We start from the raw sequence: 13,637 nt of genomic DNA, 5'->3' as shown, positions 1-13,637 counted from the left end.
GCCTCCTTCAAAGCCCAAAGAATTCGGTATTTACAGATGCTTCAAGTCCACCATCCGTCGGAATATTGGCACCTGTTACCCAACGTGCGGCATCTGAACAAAGAAACAGAATAACCGGGGCAATATCACCGGCAGTTCCGGCGCGACCAACCCGGTCTATATCGGCATTGACCCTCGAATCTCCCAACGTGTCGCGGAATTGGGTAAGAATTGGCGTGGTGACTGGCCCCGGAGATACGGCATTGACGCGGATTCCGCGTGAGCGGAATTGCGGATCATGTGCAGCAAGCTGGTTCCAAACGAGCAGCGCTTCCTTTGAAACCGGATAACCGGCATCGTTCGGAATTTCATATTCAGCGACGATCTTCGCAGGATCGGGAAAGCCTTGACTGTGCGCAATGCCCTTGGCGCGGCTGACATTTGAGCGCCAGCCATACCCAGCGATTGAGGCGACATTTACAATGGAGCCACCTTCACGCATTTTCGGAGCGAGACCTTCTGAGAGGGCGCGCAGACCGAAAAAGTTAACTGCCAAAGTGTGTGCGGCACCTGTCTGCCCGGATACGCCCGCGATATTGCACAATGCGTCAAAACCATCCGGTATTGCATCGATAATGGCTTTAACACCATCGAACGTGCCAAGATCGCCGGCTAAAAACTCACCAAAACGCTGTTCTGGTTTGGCTCTGTCAATGCCGATCACTTCGGCGCCGAGGTGGAGAGCAAGCTCTGCCGTGCGTTGTCCTATTCCGCTCGCGACACCGGTCACGACGATCTTTTTACCAAATAACATCATGTTTATCATCCTTCTTGTCAGGACTGGGCAGCCAATATGGTGTAGCCAGATTGATTGTTTTGCTCAGGAATGAGGGTCCCAAAGTGTGTGTTCAGCGCGGGAATTGACAGTAATCCAACGGGTTTCGGTAAATTCATCAATGGCCGCAAGGCCACCAAAACGTCCGTAACCACTTGCTTTTACGCCGCCAAAGGGCATGTCGGCACGGTCATGAAGCGTGGTTGTATTGATGTGGCAAATGCCGACATCGATCTGGCGAGCGACCTGCATGGCACGCTGAATGTCGCGGCCAAAAACTGCGCCTGAAAGACCATATTCAGTATCATTGGCGATAAAAATGGCCTCTTTTTCTGATGATGCCCGGCAAATTGTTGCAATCGGCCCAAAGCATTCTTCTGCATAGACGGCCATTCCCGGCACAACATGGTCGATCACGGTTGCGTCCATGAAAACACCATTCGCCTGACCGCCGCAGACAATATCGGCCCCTTTTTTCTCTGCATCCACTATCAGCTCTGAAAGCCGTCTTGCGACCTGCTCGCTCACGAGCGGACCAAGCGCCCATTTGCCGCTTCGCGGATCTCCGGCGCGCAATTTTCTGGATTTTTCAACAAGCATCTCAACAAAGCGATCCGCTACGGCATCCAGCACGATGATCCGGTCAGTGGACATGCACACTTGGCCCTGATTCATGAAAGCGCCAAAAGCGGCGGCTTCGGCCGCCAGTTCCAAGTTTGCATCATCCAATACGATGAAGGGTGCTTTGCCACCTAATTCCAGCAAGCAGCGCTTCAAGTGACGCGCTGACATTTCTGCAATCAAACGTCCGACACGGGTTGATCCGGTAAAATTGATACGGCGCACAGCTTCCAGAGAGATGAGCGTCTCCATGATCTGCGATGCATTATCAGATCGGTGGGTGACAATATTCAACACACCTTCCGGCAGGCCGGCTTTGGTTAGAATTTCACCGATCAGCAGATGCGTGCCCGGCGAAAGTTCAGAGGCTTTCAGCACGACAGAATTGCCAAGTGCCAGTGCGGTTGCGACAGCGCGCGAGGCAAGCACAAGCGGCGCATTCCATGGTGCAATCGCTAAGCAAACACCGACCGGTTCGCGAAAAGAAAACGCCTTCATGTCTTGGGTGACGCGGCCCGCAGACTGTGTGGTCAGAGCGGCTGCTTCTTCAAAATGCTCTTGGGCCAATCGAATATTGATCGCAATCCATTCATGCGTTGCGCCGATTTCGGCCATCATGAGTGATGTTATTCGATCTTGATATTGGCCAATCAGTTTTGCAGTGGCCATCAGGATATGGCGGCGTTCTTGAGGGGCAGTTTTCGACCAGTCAGAAAAGGCGCGCGCAGCAGAGTTTGCAGCACAGACTGCATCGGCGCTGTGCAATCAGGTGCCGAATAGGCGACCGTTCCCAAGACGGGATCTATACGATCAAACATACCGATCTCACCTTGCAGAAAGCTCATGCAAGGCGGACGCTGTCGCGCATTGTAGGTCATTCATCCTCCTCACGCGTTTCGTGCAACCAGACCCTCCCAGTCTGATACGGTTTCCCGCTTAGGTGCACGCACATCAACAGTATAATCATGATTTACCTTTGATAAGGAATATCATAATCTTGTAAAAATATATCAATTTCCGGCTGTTTGGGTGTGATGGATATAACGGCTAAAGACATGCACCAGGCATCTATAATTGATCAGCGCGGCCCGATGATTAAGGCTGAGAAAATTGATCCGACATTGCGTGGAATATCGCGCCGTCTGGCTGCAAATGATGATGCGTTGCAGACATGTCTTATTTTACTCTCATCGGGAGAGCTGCATTTTGAGAACGCGGAGCAGGATAGACTGACATATGCCGCTCCAATGGTCTGGTTGTTTCAAAACACACACCGCAGTCTTGTGTTTTTTGGCCCCGGATCAATGGGCTATATCTTCACCATCCCGCAAACCATTGCCGATGAATTGGTTGGCCGCAGTGCGGAATCGATCATGCTGCGAGAGCTTTTTGAAGAAAATGGAGTTTTTCATCCGTCTCAAGATCATATGGCTGAGACATATATGATGCTTGCGCGCAATATAGAGAGGGAGGTGAATGCAGGGCTTGCCGGTTCGCAGATCGCAATCGTTGCCTGGATACGCTTGATGCTGATTGCTCTGTGGCGCGAGAGGCCAGACGACATACATTCAAAACATAACAGCCAGGCAAAACATAACAGTGTGAGTGAGGTGGAGCAGTTGCGGGCTTTTCGTAGGCTGGTTGAATTGCACTTTCGACATCATCTCTCCATCGCTGATTATGCCAAGCTTCTGGAGATAGGATATGATCGCTTATACGGTATTTGTCAGCGAAAGCTGGGGCGAACACCGTTGCAGCTTGTGCATCAGCGGTTGCTGCGTGAGGCTGTTATGCGGCTGGAACGCACGGATGAATCTATTTCAGCAATAGCTTATGCATGTGGCTTTACAGATGCCAATAATTTCAGCCGTTTTTTCCACAAGGGGATGAACCAGGCCCCGAGCCGGTTTCGCGTGGCTTCACGCTTGCAGAAAGAAGTTGCGGTAGCGAATGCAACCTATGCCGACTGGCCCTGATCATGCACCTGTTTGAATATGCAGCAGTTTATGCGTTGCGGATGAGTCGGTAATATTGCCGATGCAAAGCGATGATAAAGATGAGGCAGAACACCGTTCCGCAAACGTCTTCCGCGAGGAAGACGATCAAGAATATACGGTGCGCGACGCGTAACCGCTATTCAGCTGAAGATAAAATCCGTATCGTACTTGAAGGGTGCGCGGTGAAGACAATATCGCCGTGGAGGGCTCGCCGAGAGTCTTTATTATAGCTGATCGAAAGAATTCCTTGAAGCGAGCAAGAAATGTCTTGCCGGTGATACTACCCGTTCGGGACCAGTGACGAGGTTAAGGCACTGCATCGTGAAGGCCGTGACCTGAAGGAGGCATTGACCGATGCCACGCTGGAAAACCACCTGGTCAAAAAATCATGATCGGGGATGGGGTAACCGCGAATGAGATGTGGCAGACCGATTTCACCTATCTGAAAGTCATCGGCTGTGACAAAGTTATCCGAATGTGAACAGGGTTTTCAATTTCATCAACCAAAGCCACGGCGAAATCTTCAAAAGAAAGGTTCTGCCGCAAAGTTTTTATAGGGACTATACGACCTTATTTCTGGATCTCATTATCGTGTAACATATTCATGGGAAGCCTGGTTCCTGCGATTCAGGTTTTAATAAAATCCGTCACGAAGAAATAAAATTACCAAATCACCGACGAATTAGGTCGCCTGAGCTTTGCAATTTTGGTGGGAAACCGGGAAATTATTATTGGCCGTTCCTAACATAAGCACCGTTCTTGGCGGAGCTATGGAGCAGTTTTGCCGATAAAGATTCAGATTGTTCCAGCTTCTTAATGAAAGCGGTTGCTCAGATGTCATATGCGTTAAGTATTCTCGACAAAAGCCCTGTTGCCCCAACAGGGAATGCAGAAACTGCTCTGGCCAATACCGTGGCCTATGTCCAGGCTGCGGAACGTGCCGGTTACAAGCGTTTCTGGGTCGCTGAACATCATCATGCCGACGAGCTTGCTGGACCTTCGCCAGAGGTGTTGGCTGCCTATATTCTGGCATTGACGAAGCACATCAGAATTGGCTCCGGCGGGGTTATGCTTCAACACTACAGCCCTTATAAAGTTGCTGAGAACTTCAATCTTCTGTCCGCTCTCGCGCCAGGACGGATTGATTTGGGTGTCGGCAAGGCTCCCGGGGGCCTTCCATTGTCGACCAAAGCTTTGCAGCAGGAAATTGATCGTGCAAGTCGGCTCGATTTTAACGACAAGCTTGAACAGCTCAGTGCTTTTCTGGGGGGCGACAAGATTATCTCTGGTCCTTTTGAAGGACTTGCTGCAACGCCTAAACCACTCACGCCTGCGGAGAAATTTTTACTCGGTGCGAGCCCCGATAGCGCGCTTCTCGCTGCCCGTTCCGGTTGGGATTTTGTCTATGCAGGGCATCTCAACGGTGACACGGCAAACCTGCAAAAGACCTTCGATGCATATCGCAATGCGACCGGAAAAGTGCCAGTTCTGGCGCTGGGCGCAGTTGTTGCGCAAAGCAAAGATCAGGTTGATGCCGCTCTGGCGAAGATCCGGATTTTCAAGATCCATCTGGCTTCCGGAACGTCCGTTTCAGTAGGAACGCCTGAAGCTGCGGTGGAGTTTGCGCGTCAGGCAGGCGAAAGCGATTATCATATCGAAGAAAAGCAGCCAAGCATTCTTGCGGGCTCGCCTGAACAGGTGAAGCAGAAGCTTGATGTACTGCACGCACAACATGGGGTGAACGAGTTTGTGCTCGAATTCCCCGCGGTGTCTCAAGAACAAAGAATAGCTGCCATTAAAGCCCTTGCCGAAGTGCAGCTGGCCATTGCTGCCTGAGGCCCGGGAGCACACAAGCGCACGCCTATAAGTCTGAGACGGCTTTGAGAAACTATGTGCGCAAAAACGAACAGATAAAGTGCTTTGAAAGTTTCGTTCATATCTGGAAATGCTCTTGTTAAAAGGAGAGTTTGAAGTGGGTTCCAAGCAGATTAAATTCGGCGTGATGCTGCAAGGTGCAGGCGGACATATGAATGCCTGGAAACATCCATCCGGACCTGCGGATGCCAGCGTAAATCTCCAGTTTTTCATTGATACCGCACGCAAGGCTGAGGAGGCAGGCATTAGCTTTGCCTTCATTGCAGATGGGCTCTACATCAACGAAATCTCAATACCGCATTTTCTCAATCGCTTCGAGCCTTTGACGATCCTCTCTGCGCTTGCAGCGAATACCAAACGCCTTGGCCTCGCAGGCACTGTTTCGACGTCTTACAGTGATCCGTTTACTGTGGCGCGCCAATTCGCATCGCTTGATCTTATTTCAGGCGGCCGCGCCGGGTGGAATGTCGTAACCTCACCGCTGGAAGGATCGGGCCGCAATTATGGCAAGCCGCATCCTGACCATGCATTGCGCTATGAAATTGCCGATGAATATCTCGACGTAACCAAAGCGCTTTGGGATTCATGGGATGACGATGCTTTTGTCCGGGACCGCGAGACTGGACAGTTTTATAAGCCCGAAGGCTTTCACCGCCTTGACCACAAGGGCCGCTTCTTCTCGGTAGAAGGTCCTCTGAATATCCAGCGTTCGCCACAAGGACAGCCTGTTATTTTTCAGGCGGGAGCGTCTGAAGCAGGTGTTGGACTTGCTGGAAAGCATGCTGATGCGGTCTTTACCAATACAGGCACGATCAAAGACAGCCAGACATTTTATGCGCAGATCAAAGCCAGCGCCGTTGCACATGGACGTGCACAAGATGATGTCGGAATTTTCCCCGGTATCGGCCCTATAGTTGGCCGTACTGATGCAGAAGCTGAGGAAAAATATCAGGCAATCCGCAATCTGGTCAGTGTCAACGAAGCGCTTTCGTATCTCGGACGCTTCTTTGATCACCATGACTTCACCGCTTATGATCTTGATGCGCCTTTTCCTGATCTTGGTGATGTTGGCAAAAACAGCTTCCGTTCGACAACGGATCGCATAAAGCGTGACGCCGCCGAAAACAAGCTGACCTTACGCGAAGTCGCTCTGAATGTTGCAACACCGCGTACCCCTTTTATCGGCACGGCAGGGAAAATTGCAGACGAGATCATCCTTTGGAAAAAACAGAAAGCCGCTGATGGCTTCATTCTCGGTTTCCCGGTGATTGCCGAAGGGCTTGATGATTTCATTCAGCATGTGCTGCCGGTTCTACAAGAACGCGGATATCACGAAGGCACGCTCCGCCACGATACGCTGCGAGGAAATCTGGGACTTGAACATCCTGGCAGCCGCTATTCAAAGCCTGCTGAAAACAGTGATAGCACAAGCCCCCAAAAAGGCGCCGCATGAATATTCAGCAGTCGGCAGACGTGAACAGAAAGCTCGAAATCGAAGCAGGGCTTGCCTCGTTTATCGGCGAATTTATCGCTTTGCGTCACGACATTCATGCGCACCCGGAACTGGCCTTCAAGGAAAAGCGCACATCCACTCTGGTTGCAGATTACCTGCGCCAGTGGGGCTATGATGTTACGACCGGTATTGGCGGTCGAGGGGTGGTCGGCACATTGAAGCGCGGTAATTCCTCCAAGGCCATTGGCATCCGCGCCGATATGGATGCCCTGCCAATTTCTGAAGCAACAGGTCTCGATTATGCAAGCACTGTTTCCGGGGTCATGCATGCATGCGGCCATGATGGACATACGAGTATTCTGCTCGCTGCAGCGCGATATCTTGCAGAGTCCGGTCGCTTTTCCGGCACATTGAATGTGATTTTCCAGCCAGCCGAAGAAATTGGTGCGGGTGCCCGCCGCATGATTGAGGACGGTCTGTTTGATCGCTTTCCATGCAATGCCATTTATGGCCTTCATAACTGGCCGGGCGTGCCTGCCGGAAAATTTGGCTTTGTAAGCGGTCCTGCAATGGCATCGGTCGATCGTGCAAGAATTCGAGTCAACGGTCGCGGTGGCCATGGCGCGGAACCCCACAAATCAATTGACCCGGTTGTGGTTGCCTCATCGATTGTTCTGGCACTGCAAACAGTGGTCGCACGCAATCTGGACCCGCTTGATATGGGAGTGATAACCGTGGCCTCCATTCATGGTGGTGACGCACTCAATGTCATTCCCGAACATGTTGATCTTGGTATTACCATTCGCTCGTTCTCGCAAAGCGTGCGTGAAGAGTTGCGACGACGCATCGAAGCAGTCGCACGATCGCAGGCGGAAAGCTTTGGCGCGGTTGCGGATGTGAATTATCAATGGGGTTTTCCTGCATTGATTAATGCAAAAGCTGAAACGGAGTTTGCGCGACAGCTCGCTCTGAGCACCTTCTCCAACGGCACCGTTATTGAGGCGTTTCGTCCACGCACAGCGAGCGAGGATTTTGCCTTTATGCTTGAGCAAAAGCCGGGGACATATTTTTTTGTCGGCAATGGCGACAGTGCAAGTCTGCACAGCCCCAATTACAACTTCAACGATGAAATCCTGCTGCCAGCTTCTCTGTTCTGGGTTCGGCTGACCGAAGCCTCTCTGATCTGAAACTGCAGATTTCCTTACTATGGATGTTCCATCATGGCAGATGAGTTTCTCTATACATCAACGTCAGATAGTCGTGCAGTACCACTCATTGAAGCACTGACGTTTGAGTATGATACGCGCTACGGCACCTATTTCAGTGAAGCAGGTGCTGCCGCGGAAATGAATAAATATCCGCCGGAAGTCTTTGCACCGCCATATGGTAATTTTCTGCTGTTGCTTCGTGACGGCCAGACAATTGGTGGCGGCGCATTCATGCGCTATGATGACGTAACAGCAGAGTTTAAGCGTATCTGGACCCATAGCGATCTGCGTCGTCAGGGACTGGCAAAAAAAGTGCTTCAAGAACTGGAAGCGCAGGCGCATCGGCAGGGTTACAAGCGCGTTTATCTGACAACCGGCTTCAGACAGCCGGAAGCAAAAGAGCTTTACCTGCGCAATGGATATACAGCGCTTTTTGATGTGACCGCCGATCCGGAAATTTACGGTATACTTCCTTTCGAGAAAAACATTGAAAACATCCGTGAAGTTAATTTCCTGCTTTCCGAAAACACGCCGAAGCAAGCTGCTTTTGGCTGAGCAAGTGCGTGGCTGCGCAGTGGATGTTATGGAAAAAACATCCGCTACGGTGCGTTTAAATAGACTTATTTGTTTTGAAACTCCGCCCTTCTTCTCCGACACTTGGATAGAGTGACTTCCATGACAGACGCGTCTGGATTGAGTCATCAGTTAAATGGCAATTCGGAGCAGCGTTGATTATGTCTATTGCTACAGATTTTGCGGGGACCGACCGAGGGACAGATGCCCACGTCAGTGCTGGCGACTTCAAACACTATCGCATCGTTCCGGCGCGCTATCCAGCCCGCGTCATTGGTACAATCTTCGCGGCTGGCCTTATCATTGCCGTGCTGCAATCGGTTTTGACCAATCCAAAGTGGGGTTGGCCGGTCTTTGCAGAATGGTTCCTCTCGGAGCCGGTTCTTGTTGGGCTGATGCGAACGCTATGGCTGACAGTACTTGCGACAGTGCTTGGCTTTACGCTGGGAACGGCTCTTGCACTGGCACGCGTTTCCCGCTCGCCTCTGCTATCTGGTCTATCCTGGGCTTATATATGGTTGCTGCGCTCTATTCCGCTGATTGTCCTGCTGCTTGTTCTGAACAATCTCGGTTATCTGTATGAAACGGTCAGGCTTGGTGTTCCCTATACTGATATTACATTTGCTGAATATCCCACCGTTCAGATATTAAGCCCATTTGCTGCAGCGCTTCTGGGGTTGAGTCTCAATCAGGCAGCTTTTTCTTCCGAGATCATTCGTGGCGGTATTCTTTCGGTCGATCAGGGGCAGCTTGAAGCAGCAGCAGCTCTGGGTTTACCGCGCCGCAGACAGGCATTCCGCATTGTGCTTCCGCAAGCCATGCGTACGATTCTTCCGACCGGCTTCAATGAGATCATCGGTCTCGCAAAAGGCACGTCGATGGTTTACGTGCTCGCGCTGCCCGAACTCTTCTACACGGTGCAGGTGATTTATCGCCGTAACCTTGAAGTCATTCCGTTGCTGATGGTCGCGACCGTCTGGTATCTCATCATCATGACAGTTTTGTCGATTGCGCAATATTATATTGAACGGCATTTTTCACGCGGCGCGTTGCGTAACCCGCCACCGGCTATGCTGACACGTCTTTTCGGGCGCTTTATTCCGGCGCAAACCGCGATACCGGCCAAAGCCCAGAATGTTGTTTTGAACGAGCAGGATGCACAACTTATCCAGACGCTGGCCGAAAACGGATTCAAAAGTGCACGGCGCGGAGCGGTTGATATTCATGGCGTCTCTAAAAGCTTTGGCGACAATCGCGTTCTCGATAATATCAGCCTGCATATCAAGCCCGGTAGCGTAACTGCTATTCTTGGTCCGTCGGGTTCAGGTAAATCCACATTGCTCCGCTCGATCAATCATCTGGAGCGCGTTGATGATGGTTTCATTGCGATTGACGACGAGCTGCTTGGTTATCGCCAGAATGGCAACACACTCTATGAGCTGAAAGAAAAGGATATTCTGAAGAAGCGCGTCGATGTTGGAATGGTCTTCCAGAACTTCAATCTCTTTCCGCATCTGACCGTGCTGGAAAACATCATTGAAGCACCAATGATTGTGCGTGGCATGAGCCGCGAAGCTGCCACCCTCATTGCGCAACGCCTGCTGGCCCGCGTTGGCCTCAGCGAAAAGATTAATGCTTATCCGCGTCAGCTTTCCGGGGGGCAGCAACAGCGTGTCGCCATTGCCCGCACCCTCGCACTTAATCCGAAAGTTATTCTCTTTGATGAGCCAACCTCTGCCCTTGATCCCGAACTGGTTGGTGAAGTCCTCGATGTCATCAAGGAACTGGCACGCTCGGGCACAACACTGGTGATCGTGACCCACGAGATCGGCTTTGCGCGCGAAGTTGCCGACACAGTTGTCTTCATGGAGGAAGGTCGCATTCTGGAAACCGGCAGGCCGGAACAGCTTTTCAATGCGGCAAGCCATCCACGAACCCGGGAGTTTCTCGCAAAAGTCCTCTGAAGCAAGAACACCCTTTTAGAGCAAACCACAAGTTCTCAATACCTTGATCGCTTTTGAGCGAGCGATCGACAGGCGTTGTTCGTCCAAAATTCAAGTCATCAGGAGCCAGACAATGAAAACAGCCAAATCAGGCAATTATAAAAATGCAATTGTAGGGGGTATTCTCGCAGCAGCAACACTGCTCAGCGCACCAGCCTTTTCTGCAGAACTGGATTTGAGCCCGGAGCAGCCAAACCGTCTGCGCACAGAAAAGAGCGATGCTGTCATCAATGCCGTCCCTAAGGATTTCAAGTTCGTACAGGACGGCAAGCTCGTCGTCGGCATCAACCCATGGGTTCCGCCGATCAGCACCTATGCGACCGATGCAAAAACCGTGGTTGCATTTGATCCAGATCTTATCCAGCTTGTTTCCGACACTCTGGGACGCGAGTTGGTACTGGTGCCAATCGCATGGGCTGACTGGCCGCTTTCACTGCAATCCGGAAAACTGGATGCTGTTATTTCAAATGTGACCGTGACCGAAGAACGCAAGGAGAAGTTCGACTTCTCGACCTATCGCAAGGATGAGCTTGGCTTCTATGTCAAGGCGGACAGCCCGATTGCATCCCTCAAAGAGCCCAGGGATATCGCCGGATTGAAGATCATTACCGATCCCGGTACCAATCAGGAAAATATCCTTCTTCAGTGGGACAAGCAGAACGTGGCCGCTGGCCTCCAGCCCGTCGAAGTGCAGTATTACGACGACGATGCTGTCAAAGCCCTTGCGCTTGAATCCGGTCGTGCCGATGCGGTTTTCAGCGTCAATGCCGTGCAGGCCTATGCCGCATCGCAGCATGGTAAAACCAAGCTGGTGGGCACAGTGAGTGGTGGCTGGCCGCAGACCGCTGAGGTCGCGATCACGACCCGTAAGGGTAGCGGTCTTGCCGACGCGTTGACGCTTTCGCTCAACGAACTCATCAGGAATGGCAAATATCATCAGGTGCTTGAACGCTGGAGCCTGAGCTCGGAAGCCGTTGATGAGGCAAAGACCAACCCAGCCGGACTGCCAAAAAGCGGTTCTTGAGGGCCTGGGTTGACCCATGCCGGGGTACTTGTGCCAGCCCGCGAATATTTCAAAGAGATGGAGAATGGTTCATGAGAGCGAGCGCTCTGCTAACGGCTACATTGGGATTGGTGATCGCTTCATTTTTTCCAGCCTCAGCGGCGAGTGATTTTGATTTATCACCTGAGCAGGCTGGACGCATCCATGTAAAAAAGAATGCAACCGCAATCGCTGCCATTCCCGCAGATTTCAAGTTTGTCACGCCGGGCAAACTGACCGTCGCTGTGGCACCTGGTGGCCCGCCGCTTGCAGCCTATGCAACCGATGCAAAAACAGTTGTGGGTGCAGATGCAGATTACGCATCGGCAATTGCCGAAAGTCTTGGGCTGGAACTCGAAAGCGTTGCTGTCGCATGGATCGATTGGCCGCTTGGCTTGGCGTCCGGCAAATATGATGCTGTGATATCCAATGTCGGCGTGACGGAAGAACGCAAGGAAAAATTCGACTTCTCAACCTATCGGCAAGGGCTTCATGGCTTCTTCGTGAAGGCTGATAGTGGCATTACGTCCATCAGGGAACCCAAAGATGCCGCAGGGCTGCGTATTATTGTGGGTGCGGGAACCAATCAGGAGCGCATTCTTGTTAAATGGAGCGAGGAAAACGAAAAGTCCGGGCTTAAACCACTGGACCTGCAATATTACGACGATGAAGCGGCCAGTCTGCTCGCACTTCAGTCAGGGCGTGCGGATGTAATCGTCCAGCCACATGCACAGCTCATTTTTATCGCCTCTCGTGACAAAAACATCCGGCGTGTCGGCACATTGAGTGCGGGCTGGCCGGACCGATCCGATGTGGCGATTACCACCCGCAAAGGCAGCGGACTTGCAAATGCTCTGACCATTGCCACCAACGGCCTAATTGCAAACGGAGACTATGCACGCATCCTTGATCGCTGGCATTTGAGCGAAGAAGCTCTGCAACAATCTCAAACCAATCCGCCGGGATTGCCAAAGTTCAAATAAGAGATCGACGATACCTCATACCAAAGGACAAAACGTGGCCAAAACTATTGATTATTTCTTTTCCATTGGATCGCCATGGTCTTATCTCGGGCTTGATACGCTTGAGGAACTGGCAGAGCGGCATGTGGTCGAAATCAAGCCTTATCTGGCAACCGTTATAGAGGAAAATGGCGGAATTTTCTCTCGCAACAGGCCAGAGGTGCGCCGCGCTTATGGCACACAGGATCTCAAGCGTTGGGCCAAGTTTCGTGGCAAGCCGCTTTTCATTGATGACCGGCCAGCTTTAAGCGATCCCACCCCTGCTTCCTATAGCGTTATAGCGGCGTATCTTGATGGCCAGAACTGGTTGCAACTGACCCGCGTGCTTCAACATGCATTCTGGTCTGACGCAAAGGATATTGGCCAGGCTGAGATCCGCAGTGCTATCGCGGATGAAGCTGGTTTCAACGGCCGATATCTGGTCGGGCGCGAAAACGATCACGATGTTCGAGCCAAGTGGGAAGCAGACCGGAAACATGCACTCGACAAGGGCGTTTTCGGTTTTCCAACCTATGTGTACGATGATGAAACCTATTGGGGACAAGATAATCTTGGATTTTTGGCCAGCCATCTGCGCGGTAAAGCATTCTGAAAATAATGCATAATCCTTATAATCGAAGGTTCTGTCGCAAAATTCTCGAACGTAGACTTTAATTCTCTTTGTAGACATATGCGCCCTGCAAGCAGGCCGATTATATCCGCTTATTAAGATCTGCAGCCTCGCCTTCACTGGCCAATATATTAGCCTGTAGCGGAGGTTCATGAAATGATTTTCTAGCCTTTTTGCGCTGTCAAAAATTTGCGACAGAACCGTGAGTAACGAACAACTCAGCGGTTCAATGTTGCATGATCAACGTTCACACCACGTGCAGCCATAATTTCCTGAACATTACGATAGGAGCCGGGATAGTTCGGGTAAAAGGAAACAGCATACAGGGTGACACTTTTGGGAAAGTAAGCGCCTTTGTAATCGATCACCATACCCATTCACCGTCATTCAATTATGCGAACCGAATACAATAGCGCAGC

General features: G+C 51.4%; 12 protein-coding genes and 2 pseudogenes. 10 read left to right on the top strand and 4 right to left on the bottom strand.

Annotated elements, in window-relative coordinates; translation table 11 throughout:
• Positions 1-7: 7 nt before the first annotated feature.
• From ABE527_RS05255 to ABE527_RS05245, 3 genes are all read right to left on the bottom strand, one after another.
• Positions 8-793, bottom strand: coding sequence for a coniferyl-alcohol dehydrogenase (locus tag ABE527_RS05255; RefSeq protein WP_499695497.1), 786 nt, complete (start codon positions 791-793; stop codon positions 8-10).
• Positions 794-859: 66 nt separating this feature from the next.
• Complete coding sequence (locus tag ABE527_RS05250) at positions 860-2,200, bottom strand: aldehyde dehydrogenase family protein (RefSeq protein ID WP_499696346.1); 1,341 nt, start codon at positions 2,198-2,200, stop codon at positions 860-862.
• A complete protein-coding gene (locus tag ABE527_RS05245; RefSeq protein ID WP_499696517.1) occupies positions 2,104-2,313 on the bottom strand; it encodes a hypothetical protein in 210 nt (69 codons plus the stop codon). The genes ABE527_RS05250 and ABE527_RS05245 overlap by 97 nt, the downstream gene beginning before the upstream one ends.
• Positions 2,314-2,739: 426 nt before the next feature.
• On the opposite strand from ABE527_RS05245, the gene ABE527_RS05240 reads away from it, so the two are divergent.
• From ABE527_RS05240 to ABE527_RS05195, 10 genes and pseudogenes are all read left to right on the top strand, one after another.
• Entirely contained in the window at positions 2,740-3,411 is a 672-nt protein-coding gene (locus ABE527_RS05240) for a helix-turn-helix transcriptional regulator (protein ID WP_499696345.1), read from the top strand.
• Between the two features lie 80 nt (positions 3,412-3,491).
• A pseudogene (locus tag ABE527_RS05235) lies at positions 3,492-3,843 on the top strand (transposase); the annotation flags it as partial.
• 423 nt (positions 3,844-4,266) lie between these two features.
• Entirely contained in the window at positions 4,267-5,268 is a 1,002-nt protein-coding gene (locus tag ABE527_RS05230; RefSeq protein WP_499695492.1) for an MsnO8 family LLM class oxidoreductase, read from the top strand.
• A 166-nt stretch (positions 5,269-5,434) separates the two neighbouring features.
• Positions 5,435-6,760 carry an LLM class flavin-dependent oxidoreductase gene (locus ABE527_RS05225; RefSeq protein WP_499696508.1) on the top strand — a complete coding sequence of 442 codons (1,326 nt, stop codon included), beginning with the start codon at positions 5,435-5,437 and terminating at the stop codon, positions 6,758-6,760.
• Positions 6,757-7,947, top strand: a complete 1,191-nt coding sequence (locus tag ABE527_RS05220; RefSeq protein ID WP_499696344.1) for a M20 aminoacylase family protein — start codon at positions 6,757-6,759, stop codon at positions 7,945-7,947. The genes ABE527_RS05225 and ABE527_RS05220 overlap by 4 nt, the downstream gene beginning before the upstream one ends.
• Before the next feature lie 33 nt (positions 7,948-7,980).
• A complete protein-coding gene (locus ABE527_RS05215) occupies positions 7,981-8,523 on the top strand; it encodes a GNAT family N-acetyltransferase (RefSeq protein WP_499696343.1) in 543 nt (180 codons plus the stop codon).
• Between the two features lie 179 nt (positions 8,524-8,702).
• On the top strand, positions 8,703-10,505 hold the full coding sequence (locus ABE527_RS05210) for an ABC transporter permease subunit (RefSeq protein WP_499696342.1): 1,803 nt from the start codon (positions 8,703-8,705) through the stop codon (positions 10,503-10,505).
• 112 nt (positions 10,506-10,617) lie between these two features.
• Complete coding sequence (locus tag ABE527_RS05205) at positions 10,618-11,568, top strand: ABC transporter substrate-binding protein (protein WP_499696341.1); 951 nt, start codon at positions 10,618-10,620, stop codon at positions 11,566-11,568.
• A gap of 71 nt (positions 11,569-11,639) precedes the next feature.
• Positions 11,640-12,569 (top strand): ABC transporter substrate-binding protein, encoded by a 930-nt coding sequence (locus ABE527_RS05200; RefSeq protein ID WP_499695487.1) that lies wholly within the window; start codon positions 11,640-11,642, stop codon positions 12,567-12,569.
• Between the two features lie 34 nt (positions 12,570-12,603).
• Positions 12,604-13,200, top strand: a complete 597-nt coding sequence (locus ABE527_RS05195; protein ID WP_499695486.1) for a 2-hydroxychromene-2-carboxylate isomerase — start codon at positions 12,604-12,606, stop codon at positions 13,198-13,200.
• A 239-nt stretch (positions 13,201-13,439) separates the two neighbouring features.
• Here ABE527_RS05195 and ABE527_RS05190 read toward each other — a convergent pair.
• Positions 13,440-13,589: pseudogene (locus ABE527_RS05190) on the bottom strand (IS6 family transposase); the annotation flags it as partial.
• Positions 13,590-13,637: the final 48 nt, after the last annotated feature.

Source organism: Brucella sp. TWI432 (assembly GCF_039674445.1).
Taxonomy (GTDB): domain Bacteria; phylum Pseudomonadota; class Alphaproteobacteria; order Rhizobiales; family Rhizobiaceae; genus Brucella; species Brucella chromiisoli.
Note: the sequence above shows the minus strand (reverse complement) of the source record. Positions and strands in the feature narration are given on the sequence as shown.